This is a genomic window from Acidobacteriota bacterium (genome assembly GCA_016715115.1).
In the GTDB taxonomy this organism is placed as follows: Bacteria; Acidobacteriota; Blastocatellia; order Pyrinomonadales; family Pyrinomonadaceae; genus JAFDVJ01.
The window spans coordinates 241,283-259,402 of record JADKBM010000016.1; the positions used below are offsets into that span (position 1 = coordinate 241,283).

An 18,120-nucleotide genomic window follows, 5' to 3' on the forward strand; every position below is an offset into this window, starting at 1 on the left:
CTCCTGAACGCAAAATCGTTCTTAGAAAACAGTGATAACGCCACGACCTGACCTCTGATAGGTCTTGCCGTCGTCATCAAGGAGAAACGGTGATCTTGAGGTCCCCTTAAGCAAACCGTCAAGCCTTTTATATGTCTCTCGTAATTCCCAACTGAAAGTTAAGCACCCCCAACTAACTCGCCCAAGATGCCAACGGAAGTTGCCGCGCGAGACCCCATTTCGGATTGGTGCGAAATCACTGAATGTGCCGTTTGGTTGTCTTCTGTATAGCCAGTACCAAGATCTTCGATCTGGGTACTCCGAAATCGCATAATCCCCTGCAGGAATCGGTCCCTTAAATGGGGTTACTTCGCAACTGACATCATTCTTGCATTCTTTGTCACCCGAAAATAGCCCTTCGTCGATAACTTCACCAGAATATTCCCACTGATAATCGCCGACGGGATCGTTGACGTCGTTACTCGTATTCTCCTTCCAAATCTCTTGCGGCGGTTTGTCATTGTCGTAAATTTCGAGTCGCGCGCCTCCATCCCGACCGCCTTTTCGGAAAAAATAGGCTCTGACATCGAGACCGAGTGGGTCTACAAAACGAATAGGGACGTTCCACGTGTAGCCATAAAGGTTTACGTCGCCGCCCTTGAAGTCAACCGGGTCTTCGGAGATGAATCTGCCGAGGTTCGAATCGTACCAGCGCGCCCGGTAGTAATGGAGGCCGGTGAAATTGTCGAATTCACGGCCGGTAAAGGCATAGCGCGTCGAAAGCTGATTCGAAACGTTGCCGAAACTGTCGTAAGCGGTTTGTTCAAGAATCGCCCCGGAAGCGTCCGTCAGCGCGTTTGTTGACCCTAAATGATCGGCGACGAAGTATTTCGAAACGCCGTTCGCCGACATCTTGAGCTTATTGTCGATGCCCGGTCCGTTTTGGTATTTCGTCAGAACGCCGGAATTGTCATCCATCACGACATCGAGGCCGTCGTAAATGAACTTCGTGTTTGGCCCTTCGCCGCGGATGAAGTATCTCTGGATTCGGCGTCCCAGCGCGTCATAGCGATAACGAATCGTCTGTTTGCGCGTTGCTCCGGTCGTCAATCGGTTTTCGTGATCCCAACCGAAACGCCAGAAGTCCTTGCCCTGAGACTTCGTCACGAGATTGCCGTTCGCTTCGTAATTCATCGTCGACGTTGAGGTCGATGACATTCGGTTAAAAGGCTGTTACCCGTAGGCCGTACTCAAATGCGACTGCATTCCGCGCATCCGGGCGGCGGAGGTCAAACATTCGGATTCCGGAATCGTTTATCAAAATCAGTATCAGTAGCTCTCTTCTTTTTTCACAATGATAAAACTCTGACCGTTCACAACCAACTTCTGTGGATTTTGTAAATCAAACTTTATTGTATTTAAGTCAACTCGCTCGCTAAAAGCTTCAACCTTTCCATACGGATGCTCAATTTCGATTTCTTTCCCATATTCTATTAATATAAGACGGAACGTGTTAGTATCACGGTTAAAATACTCGGCTAATTGTGTGCCGTCAGGCTTTTCATCAAGTAATCGACAAGCAACGTCCGGATTTAAGCTAAATGAGCAAGGACTTTTTGAAATTGCACAGTTCAATGCAGAAATCATTATTAGCGTAAAAAGAAATGAAGATAGCAAAATTCTCATTTGCACCTCCAGTTCCCATATTTTCCGCAATCACCGTAACTTCCATAATCCATTCCGGGTAGTGGATAAACTAAACTTTTCGGTCTAAATTGAGAACACACTTCCTCGCAAGGCTGACATCTTATTCCGCCAAATCTTCCCGTGTCGTTTGCAAATCTATCCTCATCACAGTCTTTTCGAGAGTCGCCCTTAATATATTCATCGAAATACTCTCTTCCCTCGCCAACGGCATTAGAAATAAGGTTTCCAATACTGCCTCTCCTTGATGATTCACAATTTGCCACACAGTGAAAGAATTTGTCTGCTCCAACTGTATTGGCAGCTCTCATATCGGAGTAGTTTCGACTAAAATCTGATAATCCGCCTAAACCTAATCCTGAATTTGAACAGCCAAAACTATATGAAAGAGGCGTGTATTTTGATTCTGGAGAGTCAAACGGCGGTGAGTTAAGGATTATTACATCGGTATCTTGCAAACCAAAAGGATCAGTTCGGCCTGCGGGGTTATTCTTTACATATCCATACAAATTAAAATCGCCGCCGGCGAAGCCGATCGGGTCTTCGGAAATGAACCGGCCGAGATTCGAATCGTACCAGCGGGCGCGGTAGTAATGAAGCCCGGTGAAATCATCGAACTCGCGGCTGGTGAATTTGTATCTTGTCGCAAGATTGCCGCTTGTGTTGCCGAATGAATCATACGTTGCCGACGACGTGACGTTTCCGGAACTGTCAGTCAACGCGTTTGTTGATCCAAGGTGATCGGCCATGAGGTATTTCGAAACGCCGCTTGCCGACATCTTGAGCTTGTTGTCGATGCCCGGTCCGTTTTGATATTTCGTCAGAACGCCCGCATTGTCATCCATCACGACATCGAGGCCGTCATAGACAAACTTCGTGTTCTCGCGCCCGTTGCCGATGATGCGCTGGATTCTGCGTCCCAAAGCATCATATTTGTAGCGTACGGTCTGCTTGCGCGTCGAAGCCGAAACCAGACGGTTTTCGTAGTCCCAATTGTATCGCCAGAACTCCTTGCCTTCCATTCTGGTCGTCATATTTCCGTTCGCGTCATAGCCGTAATTCGCTGTCACGGTTGATGTTACGCGGTTGAACGGCTGATAGTTGTAGGTTGCGGACAGATGCGACGCCGTGCGATTTCCGACGCCGTCGAACGAGTAATTTTCGTTCGCGGTGCCATTGGTCATCGAAATCAATCGGTCAATGTTGTCGTAACCGAAATTACGTGTTTGCGACGGTTCGGCGATCTGAGTGATTTGATTCGCCGGATTGTACTGATACTGACGATCAAAAAGCGTCGCGGTCGACATTGCGTCTTTCAATCTCATCAGTCGGCTCATTCCGTCATAATCAAAGGTCGTCGTTACTCCGTTCGGCAAAGTCTTTGAAGTCAAACGATTGGCAATGTCATAACCGAAAGTGAAATTCTGACTCGCTTCGTCGGTCAGCTGCGTCAAACGATTCACGCCGTCATAGTTGTAAGTCGTGTGAACCGCCGAATCCAATTTTAACTGCGTCCGATTCGAGGCCGCATCGTAATCATATTCAACCAGATGACCGAAAACATCGGTCGCAGAGGTCAAGCGGCCACGGGCGTCGTAACCGAATCCGACCGTGCCGTTTTCATTGACCGCGCTCGTCAATCTTGATAAATCGTCATAGTTGTAGGTCGCGGTGAGCATCGGCACGGGGTTATTTGTGCCCGGCAGATAATTGATCTTCTTAAGCCGGTTCAGAGCATCGTATTCAAAGGTCGTTTCGCGACCGGAATAGTCAGTTCGGTTTGTCCGATTGCCGACCGCATCGTATTCAAAGCTCATCGTCGCCCCGGCTCTGGATTGCGACAACTGGCGACCAAGTGCGTCGTATGCAAATTGATAATGCTGATTCAATGCGTCGGTGACCTTCACCATTTGGCTCCGCGCGTTGTATTCAAAATGCGTAACCTGCGCCATTGCGTCGGTCGTACTAATTAACCGGTTAGCAGTATCGTACTCATAAACTGTCTGTCTGCCGGCCGTATCAATCCGTTTCTTGACGTTGCCTACGAGATCGTATTCAGTTCTTTGATCAAGTCGGGTCCCGCCGGACGTGATCGCCGGATAGATCACTTTTTTTTGTCTGTTGAACTCATCGTATTCATAATTTGTCTCGTTTCCGAGCGCATCGCGTTGGTTGACCCAAGCTGTACTACCAGTCAGGAACCTACACCACCGGCGAATATTCATCAAACTCCCAAGAGCCAATGAGGCGCAACTTCGCCGCAATGCCCTGCCAATTCTCGGCTTCAACATTTCCAACGAAGCGGTCAATTGCCACGCGAATCGCATCGTAATCGTAGTACTCCACCAGTAGATGATGGTATCCGAATAATGGACCGGTTTGTCTAAGTTTTCGCTCAAGCCACTTCGGTGTGCATACGACTAGATCGAAGCTCTCTTCACCAATACCGCCCACCTCACCGACGATCATTCTGACGACAAGCGAAAAATCGTCCACCAATTCCGGCAGATGCACTTTCAAATCATCAATTTGGTCGTTTATCAAATGCTTGATTTCGCATCGCATCGCTGTCTCCTTTGAATCACGGTTCTTGAAACAATCAATAAACACCAAGATGCCCGGTTGCATAGTTTTGTGCTCCCGGGGTCAATTTAGATTCGAAGTTCGCCTGCACACGTCCAAGATTCGGCTTATATGTCGGTGGTCGGAATACCCTGAGCCCGTCGGCGCTGACAAGCGTTTTTCCGTCTGACGCGATACGGTAACCGTCACCAACCCATGCGCGGCCCATTTGAATTGACTCACTATGTGATGCGGCACCTATGCCGAAATTGCCTTTTCCAACTGCGGCATTCCTTAGAATTCCGCTCATTTCTGCCGTCGACAATCGTGTGGATCCCGCTGAAATCCCAAGTTCAATTATCTCATCCCCGGTTCCAAACAAGACTCGCCTGACTCCGGGGCCGAGAACGCGACCGACCTTTCCGAGGACTTTGCCGATGACGAAACCGCCGACCGCATTGAACGCTGTCCACCCGACAAGTTTTGCTCCGGCCGCGAGCCGGTCTTCGGTCGAGCATCGATAGTCTCCGGCGATCCATGACCACTCAGCGACGTTGTCAAGCATCAACAGATCGGATACCGTGTTCGATACACCGTTTATTTCCCAGTATTCGACAGGCAGCGGATTCCGGAGATAGTTTACCGGCCCTTCCTGCAATCCAAAAGGATCAACCGCCCCCAGCGGCCCGTTGCCGACATATCCGTACAGATTAACGTCCCCACCAGCAAAGCCGATCGGGTCTTCGGAGATGAATCTGCCAAGATTGCCGTCGTACCAGCGGGCGCGATAGTAATGGAGTCCGGTGAAATCGTCGTACTCGCGGCCGGTGAATTTGTATCTCGTCGCAAGATTGCCGCTCGCATTGCCAAACGAATCATACGAAGCCGACGATGTGAGAGCGCCGGAAGCGCCGGTCAGCGCGTTTGTTGATCCGAGATGGTCGGCGAGGAAGTACTTTACGTCCGAACCGGTCTGCACCCGGAGCTTGTTGTCGATTCCGGGACCGTTCAGGTATTTCGTCAGCGTTCCCGAATTGTCGTCGGCGATGACATCCGCGCCGTCGTGGATGAACTTCGTGTTCTCCTTTCCGCCGACAATGAACCGCTGAATCCTGCGTCCGAGAGCGTCGTATTTGTAACGCACCGTTTGCTTTCTGGTGGATGCGGGGCAGGGGCGTGATGACCGTGCCTAAAGGGCACGTAGTCAAGAGCGCCAACGAGGATTTTAGAATTCGGAATTCGGAATTTGGAATTCTTACCCTGAAACTCCAATCCAAAATCCAAAATCCCGAATCGCAGATGGCATGTTCCTTTCAGGGACGAAAACGTTCGAAATATCACACAATCAGCTTCTCGCACGCTTCCGCGGCGCCAAGGGTCGAAGAAAACAGTACGGACTGTTCGCGAACATCATGAATCGATCCGGATGTTCGTCGCACCAACGCGCCGCGTCAGGCCCGACAACCGCACTTGGCACCCTATCGTTAAGAACCGTGCCGGTCGATTTGTCGACCGCGATCGCTCGATACGTTGCTACACGCTGCAAGATCCTGAAAACGCCGACAGTTTCAGCTTGTTGTCGATCCCCGGTCCGTTCTGGTATTTCGACAAAACGCCCGACTTGTCGTCCATCAAGACATCGAGCCCGTCATAGACGAACTTCGTATTCTCGCGCCCACCGCCGCTGCGCTTCGAAGCATTTAATAAACACTGGTTTTTGTTATTCTTCTAGAATTAGGCACATACTATATTCACTATCCCAAACCAGTTTAGGCTCGTTTGTTATAAACCAATCGGTGTTTCGAATCCCGGACTCGATTTCTTTCAAGGTTTCTGAAAAAAGTTCAAATTGTTCTGTTGATTGGCATATAACGTAAAGAAATCGCCATCAGCATTTGAAACAAGAACTATTTTGAATAATTTGGCAAGCTGACTTAGAAGAATCAAATGCCCTTCCAACGATTTGTTAAGCAACTCAAACGCGGTTTCAACCGAATTCGGAAAAAGATCTCCAACAAACATTCCTACTGCATCTGAATAGACTATGTTTGAAAACAATTCTTCGTTTCGGCCAATTTCAATAAAATCCGGCCCGATTTTCGGAAAAAAAAGCGGAGGAAAAGACGGCCATTTGTGAGAATCGTAAAACTCTCCCCCATAAATTCCGATTCTTGATTGAAAAAACTTTTCGAAGTATGCAGATTTTTCAAACAAGTCACTTGGATTGTCGCCAAAATCAGAAAGATTACCAGTCAGAGCTGAAACGTCGAATTGTTTTGAAATGCTCTGCAAGAATTTAAGCTGCGGGCTTAATTCATGGGGAATTCAGATTCATTTGCGCTAAGAATATTAAGTCCGAAAATACTTCTTTTGTTCAGATTGACTTCAACACTGTCGGCAAATCGGATAATTTGTTTTCTCATTTCAATTTCTCAGGAAATCAAATAGTTCCCAATATCTATACAATGCAAAAAGCCCAAAACTAATACCCAAATCGAGGAGTAAGTTGACTGTTCAACTCCATCAAGCCCGTTATCAAGGCCGTCGGCGAATTCAGCCGGATTCGCGAATCCTCCGCTGCTGTACATCGTCGGATCCTGATAGACGCTCGGATCGATCAACCCCGAAGGATCAGTACGATTGAGCGGCCCGTTGCCGACATACCCGTAAAGATTGAAATCACCGCCGGCGAAGCCGATCGGGTCTTCGGAGATGAACGGTCCGAGATTGCCGTCGTACCAGCGGGCGCGGTAGTAATGAAGTCCCGTGAAATCATCGTACTCACGGCACGTTTTGCCAAATGACAGAACTGTCTCTATCTCAGGCGCTTATCTATATCGAAATGGGATATTCTCAAGCTGTTGTTCCAAAATCCAGTCATTCGGCATGACTTTGCTGTTCCACCATTTTGCCCCCGATTCTATCCACAACGCACGGTTTTTCTGAATTGCAGCAATCGAAGAGTCCTCGTATCCGAATTCTGATCCGCAGCAATCGCAAATGTCGTGACTCGGATCCTCTCCGCTTTCGCCCCAAGGCATATCAGGCTGGGCCAAACCACATACTCTGCAAATGAATAATTCGTTACTGGTCATAAAAATACTCCAGGTTGGTTTTCCTGCCATGAACTGCTGGATCCGGCCGAAAGAACGTACTCGGTATCCCGTTTCTTTCTACCCCGAACAAATCAGAAGTAGGATCAAAAAGAACTCGGTCGCCGTTTGGTCTAACCTTTGATAGCGTTGTTGGCGGTGGACTGTCAAAAAAATTCCTGGCGCCACCGACATACTCGAGTGAGTTCTGATATTCGGGAAGATTGTCCTTGTGCTTTTTCCAGTGTTCGAATGCATTTCCGACACTATCTAATCCTTTCTTTGGATTGGCATTCCAGATCTTGTTTGTTCGATTACAAATCTTAACAATACCGGCCCCGGCTCCCACAAAAGGCAACATTGCGGGAAGGCTCATCGATGCACCATAATAGTCGCCACGCAACAAGCTAATAACTCCGTCGACCGCATCGAATGGCTCCCCGACTATCGGGGTACTGCCGGCAACAGCTAGACGAAGCTGCAAATCATCGAGAATCTCATCTGTTGTCCGATTTTGCGGTTCTTGGTTGGCGAACCGCTCCATCATTGCGTATTCATCGAGACCAAACGGATCAGAGTAACTCACAGGCTTGTTCCGTACATACCCGTACAAATTAACTTCGCCGCCGGCAAATCCGATCGGGTCTTCGGAGATGAATCTTCCCAGATTACCGTCGTACCATCGCGCACGATAGTAATGAAGACCGGTGAAATCATCGAACTCGCGGCCGGTGAACTTGTATCTTGTCGCAAGATTGCCGGTCACCCAATTTGCGATTTGCGACTGCCGATTTGCGATTTCGGGCGCGGCGATCCACATTCTGAAATCGCCAATCCGAAATGCGTTGGTGCCGTCGATGTACTTCGTCAGAGATCCCGAATTGTCGGACTCACGGCCGAGCCTGAAAGGCTCGCAGGAAATAGCGTCGGGAGAATCCCGACGAAATCATCGCTAACCGTTCGCCGTCCCTGAAGGGGACGCAGGACAGCAGTTTGTACTCCTGCGTCCCTTTCAGGGACTCCAAATCATCTTCTGAAATCCTGCCGTCGTGATGCTCCCGACGCTATTGCCTTTGTCCCTTTCAGGGACGGTAGAACTTGTCTCGTTTCCATTCGCGCTACGCTCAGGGAAACGATCCAGCAAGAATTATGTCTGAAATTCCGGCAATTCCAAACGGCTAACCCAAAACCTTTTCAACATCCGCCTTCAACAATTCGATATTTGTGTCGAGCTTCTTTTTCCTTACAACTTCCGCCAAAAGATCGAGTTTTTGAAGTATGGACACTTTAAGAAATTCGAACCGTTCGGTTTCCGACTTGCTGAAGAAGTTCTCATCGTTGACGATTATCGGAATTCCGATGGATTTTTCCTTTATGCGGTACGGTTCGATTTCCTTCGTTTTTAGAAGTTCGGTCGATGTTGGTTTGACATGGAACTGGAATAGCGCCAGTTCCAAATCTTCTCCATATTTCGCGTATTTCAGCTCTGTCCACCTGTTACTGAAGCCGTTCTCACCCCAAATATAAGGCCTGAATGTGCCCGCCAGTTCCAAGAATTCCTGCTCCGACAAATTCGGATCGAATCCAACTTTCAGGAAACAACCGAAGATATTTTCTATGTCACGCATATCACGCTTACTTCAACGACGGGTGAAGCAGGTTGGCTCCAGATGCCCAAATCTCGAAGAAACCGAGTTACGCTGACAGTACCCGTTCAACATCCTCCTTCAACGATTGGATATTTGTGTCGAGTTTCTTCTTTTTGACAACTTCCGCCAAAAGATCTAGTTTTTGAAGTATCGATTGTTTGAGGAATTCGAACCGTTCCGCCTCCGACTTGCTGAAAAAGTTCTCATCGTTGACGATTATCGGGATTCCGATGGATTTTTCCTTTTTTCGATAACCTTCAATTTCTTTCAGCTGTTGCCGCAAATATGGAATTGGATTCACATAAAACTGGAGCAGGATCAGCTCCATATCATTTCCGTAGGTTTCGTTCATCAGCACACTCAATCGTTCGGAAATACTATTTTCGCCCCAGACATATGAAGTAAACAATGGTCCCGATCCATCTTTTCTGAAGGATGAAACAAAACATCCAAGAATACTCTTCGTTTCGCGCATAACTCACCGCTTAATGTATCTTTCTCGATTCAGTGGACCCGGAGTCGTCATATTTTCACCATATTCCCAATTCAGCGCTTCACGCCGATTTGGAAATTGGTCTTCGATAATCATCTGTTTATCGTTCATCCACCACCTTGTGTATCTTCTCTCAGGAACAGGGTTCGACGTAATTCCGTTCTTCAGGAAAGTGCCGTCTGTGCTGTACAGTTTATATCCCCAAGTGGGCCTAAGACTATTAGCGGAATTCCCGTGAATCCTGCACGCTTCCGCCGGCGTGAGGGGAGTCCAAGACTCATTGGCTACTTCCGTGGCGGACTTTCCAAAAGGATTGAGCGGTCCGTTCACAAACGGGTTCGATTCCAGTTCCGACGTGTAAATGCCGATCGGCAGTCCGATTGCTCCGCCAATGACCAGACCGGCGCCTACAGTGCCTGCCACCGGGGCGGCCCCGGCCGCCGAGACTGAGGTTCCGCCGTAGGCCACGACGCTTCCTAATCCACCGACTCCGCCCGCGGCGCCCACTCTCGCTCCCGTGCTTGAGTTGGCAATTATTTCCTCAAGGAGTCTTGCGTTACGCAACGCTTCCGACCCGGTTGTCGCGATCACCTGTTCAAGAAGCGGCGAAATCTGAGTTATCGTCTGAGTAACGGCAAGTACTTCATTTCCGGTTAGCCCGCTCGGATCAACCGCACCAAGCGGCCCGTTGCCGACATACCCATACAAATTAACATCGCCGGCGGCAAAGCCGATCGGGTCTTCGGAGATGAATCTTCCCAAATTGCCGTCGTACCAACGGGCGCGGTAGTAGTGCAATCCGGTGAAATCATCATACTCGCGGCCGGTGAATTTGTATCTCGTCGCAAGATTGCCGCTTGCGTTGCCGAATGAATCGTATGACGCTGACGACGTGACGTTTCCGGAACTGTCAGTCAGCGCGTTTGTTGACCCGAGATGATCGGCGATGAAATACCTGACATCGCTGCCGGTCTGCTTCCGGAGTTTGTTGTCGACGCCCGGGCCGTTGATGTATTTGGTCAGCGTCCCCGAACTGTCGGACTCACGGTTTGGAAATATCGTGATCGCCGCATCAATTCAAAATGATAATGGAGACCGGTGAAATCATCGTTGTCACGGTCGGTGATGGCATTCAGTCTTCAAGTTGCTTTTTCGAGAGTCGCTCAACCCGGTGATTATAAGATACCTAAGTCGAACTTTGGCACATATCCTCCAGTTCGCGGAAGAGAGATTTTCGAGCTGATTATATCCTTCTTGAGCTGTTCATAACCCGTCTCGATGTCCGTCGACTCTTCTATTTTTGGCCGGATTCCTGTTTTCGTGTGATTGATCCAACTCGAGAGTGGTTTATTAAGGTACTGTTCAATGCTATTTATCGCTTCATCGAGCGACGAAAACGTACAACAAAATTCGTATCCACTTTCATCCTCGCCTACATCTATGCCGACAAACTCTATACACACCCGATTTCTCGGATAGAAAATCACTCTTCTTACAAATCCCGAGTATTGTGGTGTCGAGATAATGTCTACACAAACAGACCCATTCGCAGTATATCTGCTAACTTCATCAAACGTCATAATTCTTAGTTCCCGCCGATTATGATCGACGCCTTCGTGTCATCGTGAAATCGAATGATGTTGTAATGCGGATTAAGGGCGTTGTTCCCGAATCGTCCGTCAGCGCGTTTGTTGACCCGAGATGATCGGCAACGATAGATCAAGTTAGACACAAGCTGCAATCAGTCGTGAGAGTAGACCCGACATCGACTTGTAGCCGTGAGCGCAATCCTTCTCAAGGCCTATTACTTGCTCGGTCGTTGCCTTTGTTTCAATCGATAATCCATTAGGGTTATCATCAGGATATTCAACAAGAAAGAGCATCCCCATTATCGGCTCCTGTCGATAAAAAACGGGCATCTTCCATTCATCCCGATTCCAGTCGTGAGGCTTGCCGATTACCGGCCATTCTCCGTTTACCAAACCAAGATCGCCGAATATCTGAACCGTGATCGCATCGGACGGCCTGAAGGTGGCAAGTTCCTTGAGCATTGGAACGTCCGCGAAATGATTCGCGAAAAAATAGCCCAAAAGCGCCCGGCCCCGAGGCGCCATTCGTGCAACAACCCCGATTCCGAATCCTCCCTGTTTCAAGGGAACCGCGAAATAGCTTCCTTCTTCGTAATTGATCTTCCATCGTGCCATAGCTTCAGTCTCGTTCGTCCGATTTCATTGATTAATCTATCGCCGGTTTAGCTCTTTCAAAAAGTCATCTGCTGCGTCGAGATAATGCTGCTTTTTTTTGTTCCGATCCGAGATTGGTCTGATTTTGTCCAACGGAGCATTCGACAAATTGTAAACGTAGTGTTCCAGACCCCGCTGTTGTCCGTAGTCATCCGTCTTAAACACTGGTTCGAAACCAAATTGACCAAGCGCCGGGTCTCGCAAGTGCTCGCCCCTACGTCTTGCAAGATCATTGGTGTGCCCGGTCCTCATTATTTGCCCGGTATCTGTATCGACCAATCGATAGACACCGCCGCGAGGGATCGCGTTATCTGCTCGACTGCAAATCTTCAGGACTCCGGCGCCGGTTCCCAAAAAGGGCACCATTGACGGAATGCTCATTCCCGCGCCGTAATAATCGCCGCGAAAGAGGCTTATCATTCCGTCTATCAGATCAAGCGGTTCTCCGAAAAACGGAGTGTTGCCGGCCGTCGCAAGACGAAACTGTAGGTCGTCAAGAATCTCATCCGTCGATCGATTCGTCGATTCCTGATTCGCGAACCGCTCCATCATCGCGTATTCATCGAGACCGAACGGATCAGAGTGACTTACAGGCTTGTTCCGTACATACCCGTACAAATTCACATCGCCACCAGCAAAGCCGATCGGGTCTTCGGAGATGAATCTGCCGAGATTGCCGTCGTACCAGCGGGCGCGGTAGTAGTGCAATCCGGTGAAATCATCGTACTCGCGGCCGGTGAACTTGTATCTCGTCGCAAGGTTGCCGGTCGCGTTGCCGAATGAATCGTACGACGCCGATGACGTGACGTTTCCGGAACTGTCAGTTAGAGGATGACTCGCAACGGAAAATCAGATGTTAACTTCGGTCTTGAATAAACCTTTGAAATCCCCGCGTTTCGATAAGTCCCTTAGCCGTTTGTCAATGACTCATCGAATGGATGCCACGCAAATTGGATATCTGAGCACTCAATTCGCCATTGGTCGCCGTAAACAAATCGGATCTCGTGAACGACTGATCCATCATCGGAAAGCCCGATTTCATCGACGGCCCAGTCACTGTGAGTCTTCGTCTCAAACTGATTGCTTCGGAGCGAAATCTGATAACTCGAAACCATCTTGTAATCAAAAACCAACTCGCCGTCGTGAAATGCTCCGAACAATCTCAATCGGATCGCGATCTGCCCATTCTCTTCGGTTACCGAAACGGATCCGACCGAAGAATCATGCGGGCAACGGTGATCGCTCGCGTCGTAATACCAGTCAGAAATCGCAAATTTGCGAACCCCTTCCGGTAGCCGATCGGCAACTTCATTCAGCGAACGACGGTACTCGTCAAATAATCGCCGCCACACAGAGGCCGTAACCTGAGGCGCGGATGAGTCCAGATAGCGCATTTCAATAGATCTCCTCGATGTAACTTGGATTTGGCAACAACCCCAAGGGCGTCATGATGTACCGGTAGTTTCGGTTATCTTCAGCGAATTGTTCTCCAAATGTTCGACCGCATGATTCCGCCCTAAAATAAGTCCCATAGTCAATTAATAGACCCTCAACTATTCCAAGATACAACACGGTTCGCCCCATCGTTCCAAAGATCGATCGCCCTGGGAACAAGTACCTGCCGCCTTGAATATTTGCTGAACCCTTCGGAGGAATCAACTCGTATTGACGTAGAACGTCCACGTTCAAACCATTTAACTTGTTAAGTACGGGTTGAGGAAGTCCTTCGGGCGGAACCGACGGAAAGCCATGTTTCGCGATCCAGCCGTTCCGGCCATTAACAATGCCGACCTCCGCCTGAGCACCGATTCGATTTACCTTAGGCGAATAGACGTGAATCTCGAAGCCCTCCGGACCGTTGAAGCGATCGATACGGGCGCGGTATCCCATTCCTAAGTCGTGCGGGGCTAATTTGAGTAATGCATCATCAGAAATTGTTCCGAAAGGATCAACCGCACCAAGCGGCCCGTTTCCGACATACCCATACAAATTCACATCGCCGCCCGCAAACCCGATCGGGTCTTCGGAGATGAACCGTCCCAGATTGCCGTCGTACCAGCGGGCCCGGTAGTAATGAAGTCCGGTGAAATCATCGTACTCGCGGCCGGTGAACTTGTACCGGGTCGCAAGGTTGCCGGTTGCATTGCCGAATGAATCGTAGGCCGCGGACGACGTGACATTTCCGGAAGCGTCGGTCAGCGCGTTTGTTGACCCCAGATGATCGGCGATGAAGTACCTGACATCGCTGCCGGTCTGCATCCGGAGCTTGTTGTCGATTCCGGGGCCGTTGATGTATTTCGTCAGTGTCCCCGAATTGTCGTCGGCGATGACATCCGCGCCGTCGTGGATGAACTTCGTGTTCTCTTTCCCGCCGACGATGAACCGCTGAATCCTGCGTCCGAGAGCGTCGTATTTGTAACGCACCGTTTGCTTTCTGGTCGATGCCGAAACCAACCGGTTGTCGAAATCCCACTGATAGCGCCAGAGCTCTTTGCCCTCAGCCTTCATCCGGATATTGCCGTTTTGATCGTATACGTAACCGGCTGTATCGGTTGAGCTTACCCGATTGAACTGGCCTGACTCATAACCGTAGTTCGCGCTCCGGTGCGAGCTTGTCCGGTTGCCGACCTTGTCGAAATCATAGGATTCGGCCGGTTCAGTCGGACTCGTCATTCCGGTCAGCCGATTGACGAAATCGTACGAGAAATTCCGGACCCTGCCCGGTTCGGTTACGCTTTCGATCTGGTTCGCGTTGTTGTATTCGTACTGTCTGTCAAAGAGCGTCGCCGTCTGGCTCGTGTCCTTCAGCCGCTTCAGCCGGCTCATTCTGTCGAACGTGTAAGTTGTAGTGACACCGTTCGGAAAAGTCCTCGTTTCCGGCCGGTTCGCGTTGTCGTAGGTGAACCCGATCGTTGTCGAATCAGCCGGATTGACAATGTTCGTCAAACGCCCGGCATCGTCAAAATTATACTGCGCGTGGACCGATCCGTCGAGAATTAATTCAAGCCTGTTTAACGTCGGGCTGGAAAGATGATTGTAGCCGACCGTGTGTCCGAAAACGTCGGTGGTATTGAGTAGTCGGTTGCGATTGTCGTAATTGAACGAAACCGTCCCGTTCTCGTTGGTCGCGGTCTTCAGCTGCGAGATCTTACATAGCGTCAGGAAAACGCTGATTTCTGGTGATCACGGCACTGCATCCCAGAATCAACCGCAACTTCAGGAACATCGTCTTGTTTGCCTTAACAATTCTGTAAAGTTATCATTCTTACATAGTTTACGGAGCAAACAATTGGCAAACAAAGGCATTGAAATCGCGCCCGCGGAGGGCAAATTGGGAATCTTGCTGGTCGGGCTCGGGGCGGTCAGCACGACTTTTGTCGCGGGTGTCGAGGCGATCCGCAAGGGAACGGCGAAACCGATCGGCAGTTTGACGCAGATGGGCACGATCCGGCTCGGCAAACGGACCGACAACCGCTCGCCGAAGATCAAGGATTTTGTCCCTCTGGCCGCGCTTGACGACGTCGTTTTCGGCGCCTGGGACATTTTTCCCGAATCGGCCTATGACGCGGCGCTCCACGCCGGCGTGCTCGAAAAGGGACTCGTCGAGGAACTTCGCGAGCAACTTCAGTCGCTGACGCCGATGCCGGCCGTTTTTTCACACAACTACGTCAAGCGCCTGAATGGGACAAATATCAAGCAAGGCGCGAACAAGATGGAGCTTGCCGAACAGCTGATGGCGGACATCGCGCGGTTCAAGGCCGAGAAGGGCTGCGACCGGCTCGTCATCGTTTGGGCGGCATCGACCGAGATCTACCTTGAAACCTCGGAAGTTCACGAATCGATCGAAGCGTTCGAAAAGGCGATGTACGACAACGACGAACGCATCGCGCCGTCGATGATCTACGCCTACGCCGCGATCAAATCCGGCGTTCCGTTCGCCAACGGCGCGCCGAACCTTTCGGTCGACATTCCGGCGCTGACGAAACTCGCCGAACAGAATCGCGTCCCGATCTGCGGCAAGGATTTCAAGACTGGCCAGACATTGATGAAAACGATCATCGCGCCGGGACTGAAAGCGCGCGTGCTCGGACTCGACGGCTGGTATTCGACGAACATTTTGGGCAACCGCGACGGCGAAGTGCTCGACGATCCCGAAAATTTCAAAACAAAGGAAGAATCGAAACTTTCGGTGCTCGAGACGATCTTGCAGCCCGGGCAGAATCCGGACCTCTACGGTGACATCTCGCACGTCGTCCGGATCAACTATTACCCGCCGCGCGGCGACAACAAGGAAGGTTGGGACGCGATCGACATCTTCGGCTGGCTCGGCTACAAGATGCAGATCAAGATCGACTTTATGTGCCGCGATTCGATCCTCGCAGCGCCGCTCGTGCTCGATCTCGCGCTCTTTCTCGATCTCGCGCAGCGCGCCGGCCTCAAAGGCGTACAGGAATGGCTGTCATTCTACTTCAAGGCGCCGCAAACCGCGGCCGGGCTTTATCCGGAGCACGATCTGTTCATTCAGCTCAAGAAACTCAAGAACACGCTGCGCCATCTGATGGGCGAAGATCTGATCACGCATCTCGGGCTCGATTATTATGATGAGCAGTGATGTCAGTGCAGAGTGGATAGTGCAAAGTGCATAGTACAAAGTTCTCAAGTGGTCTTGCACTGTGCACTATGCACTTTGCACTATCCACTTTGCACTATCCACTCTGCACTCTGCACTCTGCACTCTGCACTATCCACTCTGTACTGCTTACTGACCTCCACCACTTGAAACACCTCTCTTTTTTGTGTAAAACAATATGCGGAGTCGAACTTGCTGGATTTACGGCTCGGTCAAATCAAAACGCACGGAACGGGAATGCCTTCCTGAGATCGGTTCCGGCCAACGAAAAATCTTTTGAAATCATCAATGCATTCGACAATTCGCCGGAATTTCTTCGGCAATTGAGGATTGACAGTTCGTCTATTTCGCAGCGAGTTGGTCATTTAGATCGACCGACGAGCCAGGAGAAAGGATATGAAACAGGAATCGGTCAAAAAGAACAAGATGGAGAAACTGGTATTGCTCGATCCCGACCAAAAGTCGCCACGGGCAGCGGAGTTCGAGGACAAGCTGACTGCCCGCATCGTCGGTCAGGAACGCGCCGTCCGCCGTATGAGCGGTTTGTTTCAGATCTATCTCGCGGGGATGAACAACCCTTCGCGCCCGATCGGCACGATGCTCTTTCTCGGCCCGACCGGTTCCGGCAAAACGCGCGTCGTCGAGGCCGCGGCCGAAGTCCTGTTCGGCGAACCGCACTCGGTCGTCAAGATCGACTGCGCCGAATTCCAGCATTCGCACGAGATCGCCAAGCTGATCGGCTCGCCTCCGGGATATCTCGGCCATCGCGAAACTTCGCCGATGCTGACCCAGGAAAACCTCGACAAGGCGCACACGGACGAGACGAAACTGACGTTCGTGCTTTTCGACGAGATCGAGAAAGCTTCAGATTCGTTGTGGCAGTTGCTGCTCGGCATCCTCGATAAGGCGACGCTGACGCTCGGCGACAACCGTCGCGTCGATTTTTCGAAAACGATCGTCATTATGACTTCGAACCTCGGCGCGCGCGAGATGAGCGATATGATCTCGGGCGGCATCGGATTCGCCCCGAGCAAAACCGGAAAAGCGCAGGAAGACAACGAGATCGACACCAAGATCTATCGCACGGCGCTCGAGGCGGCCCGCCGCAAATTCTCGCCGGAGTTTATGAACCGAATCGATAAGGTCGTTGTTTTCAGGAGTTTGAAGGAACATCACCTGCGTGAGATCCTGAAGATCGAACTGCGGGATGTTCAGGCGCGGATCACGGAATCGGCCGGGACAAAATTCGTCTTCGAATGCACCGATCCCGCCAAAGAGTTCCTGCTCAGCGAGGGAATCGATCTCAAGTACGGCGCTCGGCACTTGAAACGCGCGATCGAACGGTTTTTGGTTTATCCGCTTTCGAATCTGGTTGCGACCGAACAGGTCGAGACGGGCGATCTCGTCCTCGTCGATTTTGACGCGGCGGGCGAAAAGCTGACGTTTGCAAAGCAGTCAGGCAAGATGATCGTCAACGAAGTCGAGGACATCTCGATCGACGACGAACCTGAGAAGATTTCGGACGCCGTCGGTCTCCCGTTGCCGCAAGTTCAGGCCGCGGCGAGCGGAAAAGGCAACAAGTCGAACGACGAAAGCTAACGGATTTGCGATTGCGATCAGCGATCAGCGATTTGCGATTGCGATCAGCGATCAGCGATTTGCAATCAGCGATTTGCGAATTGCGATTTCCGATCGGTTTCGAGGGACCCGCTTTTTGCGGGTCTTTTTAATTCGGTTGACGCTCGCAGCCGTCAGCTCGCGGCTCGTG

The 18,120-nt window shown here is 50.5% G+C and carries 17 protein-coding genes and 1 pseudogene; 3 read left to right on the forward strand and 15 right to left on the reverse strand.

What is annotated here, in order from left to right; translation table 11 throughout:
- Positions 1-21: 21 nt before the first annotated feature.
- The 5 genes from IPN69_18860 to IPN69_18880 all read right to left on the reverse strand — a co-directional run bounded on the left by IPN69_18860 (position 22) and on the right by IPN69_18880 (position 5,389).
- Positions 22-1,197, reverse strand: coding sequence for a DUF2778 domain-containing protein (locus IPN69_18860; protein ID MBK8812771.1), 1,176 nt, complete (start codon positions 1,195-1,197; stop codon positions 22-24).
- A 111-nt stretch (positions 1,198-1,308) separates the two neighbouring features.
- A complete protein-coding gene (locus tag IPN69_18865) occupies positions 1,309-1,626 on the reverse strand; it encodes a hypothetical protein (protein MBK8812772.1) in 318 nt (105 codons plus the stop codon).
- A gap of 35 nt (positions 1,627-1,661) precedes the next feature.
- A complete protein-coding gene (locus IPN69_18870; GenBank protein ID MBK8812773.1) occupies positions 1,662-3,908 on the reverse strand; it encodes a hypothetical protein in 2,247 nt (748 codons plus the stop codon).
- The gene (locus IPN69_18875) at positions 3,886-4,311 is read right to left on the reverse strand and encodes a hypothetical protein (GenBank protein MBK8812774.1); all 426 of its coding nucleotides are present in this window, start codon (positions 4,309-4,311) and stop codon (positions 3,886-3,888) included. Before IPN69_18875 ends, IPN69_18870 begins: the two co-directional genes overlap by 23 nt.
- Positions 4,283-5,389, reverse strand: a complete 1,107-nt coding sequence (locus IPN69_18880; GenBank protein ID MBK8812775.1) for a hypothetical protein — start codon at positions 5,387-5,389, stop codon at positions 4,283-4,285. The genes IPN69_18875 and IPN69_18880 overlap by 29 nt, the downstream gene beginning before the upstream one ends.
- Before the next feature lie 282 nt (positions 5,390-5,671).
- On the opposite strand from IPN69_18880, the gene IPN69_18885 reads away from it, so the two are divergent.
- A complete protein-coding gene (locus IPN69_18885; GenBank protein MBK8812776.1) occupies positions 5,672-5,899 on the forward strand; it encodes a hypothetical protein in 228 nt (75 codons plus the stop codon).
- A gap of 170 nt (positions 5,900-6,069) precedes the next feature.
- On the opposite strand, the gene IPN69_18890 is transcribed toward IPN69_18885, so the two are convergent.
- The 10 genes and pseudogenes from IPN69_18890 to IPN69_18935 form a co-directional block, all read right to left on the reverse strand.
- Positions 6,070-6,537, reverse strand: coding sequence for a hypothetical protein (locus IPN69_18890; protein ID MBK8812777.1), 468 nt, complete (start codon positions 6,535-6,537; stop codon positions 6,070-6,072).
- A 140-nt stretch (positions 6,538-6,677) separates the two neighbouring features.
- The gene (locus tag IPN69_18895; protein ID MBK8812778.1) at positions 6,678-7,064 is read right to left on the reverse strand and encodes an RHS repeat-associated core domain-containing protein; all 387 of its coding nucleotides are present in this window, start codon (positions 7,062-7,064) and stop codon (positions 6,678-6,680) included.
- Positions 7,065-7,329: 265 nt separating this feature from the next.
- The gene (locus tag IPN69_18900; protein MBK8812779.1) at positions 7,330-8,157 is read right to left on the reverse strand and encodes a hypothetical protein; all 828 of its coding nucleotides are present in this window, start codon (positions 8,155-8,157) and stop codon (positions 7,330-7,332) included.
- 358 nt (positions 8,158-8,515) lie between these two features.
- Positions 8,516-8,908: a hypothetical protein gene (locus IPN69_18905; protein MBK8812780.1), complete on the reverse strand. Its 393-nt coding sequence runs from the start codon at positions 8,906-8,908 to the stop codon at positions 8,516-8,518.
- A gap of 124 nt (positions 8,909-9,032) precedes the next feature.
- Positions 9,033-9,461: a hypothetical protein gene (locus IPN69_18910; protein ID MBK8812781.1), complete on the reverse strand. Its 429-nt coding sequence runs from the start codon at positions 9,459-9,461 to the stop codon at positions 9,033-9,035.
- Between the two features lie 3 nt (positions 9,462-9,464).
- On the reverse strand, positions 9,465-10,556 hold the full coding sequence (locus IPN69_18915) for an RHS domain-containing protein (protein ID MBK8812782.1): 1,092 nt from the start codon (positions 10,554-10,556) through the stop codon (positions 9,465-9,467).
- Positions 10,557-11,203: 647 nt separating this feature from the next.
- The gene (locus IPN69_18920; GenBank protein MBK8812783.1) at positions 11,204-11,683 is read right to left on the reverse strand and encodes an immunity 26/phosphotriesterase HocA family protein; all 480 of its coding nucleotides are present in this window, start codon (positions 11,681-11,683) and stop codon (positions 11,204-11,206) included.
- Between the two features lie 36 nt (positions 11,684-11,719).
- Positions 11,720-12,469 (reverse strand): annotated as a pseudogene (locus IPN69_18925) (RHS repeat-associated core domain-containing protein).
- Between the two features lie 161 nt (positions 12,470-12,630).
- Positions 12,631-13,116, reverse strand: a complete 486-nt coding sequence (locus IPN69_18930) for a hypothetical protein (protein MBK8812784.1) — start codon at positions 13,114-13,116, stop codon at positions 12,631-12,633.
- Position 13,117: 1 nt separating this feature from the next.
- Positions 13,118-14,668, reverse strand: coding sequence for an RHS domain-containing protein (locus IPN69_18935; protein MBK8812785.1), 1,551 nt, complete (start codon positions 14,666-14,668; stop codon positions 13,118-13,120).
- 394 nt (positions 14,669-15,062) lie between these two features.
- Here IPN69_18935 and IPN69_18940 point away from each other — a divergent pair, with 394 nt between their 5' ends.
- Together IPN69_18940 and IPN69_18945 are read left to right on the forward strand one after the other, a co-directional pair.
- Complete coding sequence (locus tag IPN69_18940) at positions 15,063-16,334, forward strand: inositol-3-phosphate synthase (protein ID MBK8812786.1); 1,272 nt, start codon at positions 15,063-15,065, stop codon at positions 16,332-16,334.
- 444 nt (positions 16,335-16,778) lie between these two features.
- Positions 16,779-17,951, forward strand: a complete 1,173-nt coding sequence (locus IPN69_18945) for an ATP-dependent Clp protease ATP-binding subunit (protein ID MBK8812787.1) — start codon at positions 16,779-16,781, stop codon at positions 17,949-17,951.
- Positions 17,952-18,120: the final 169 nt, after the last annotated feature.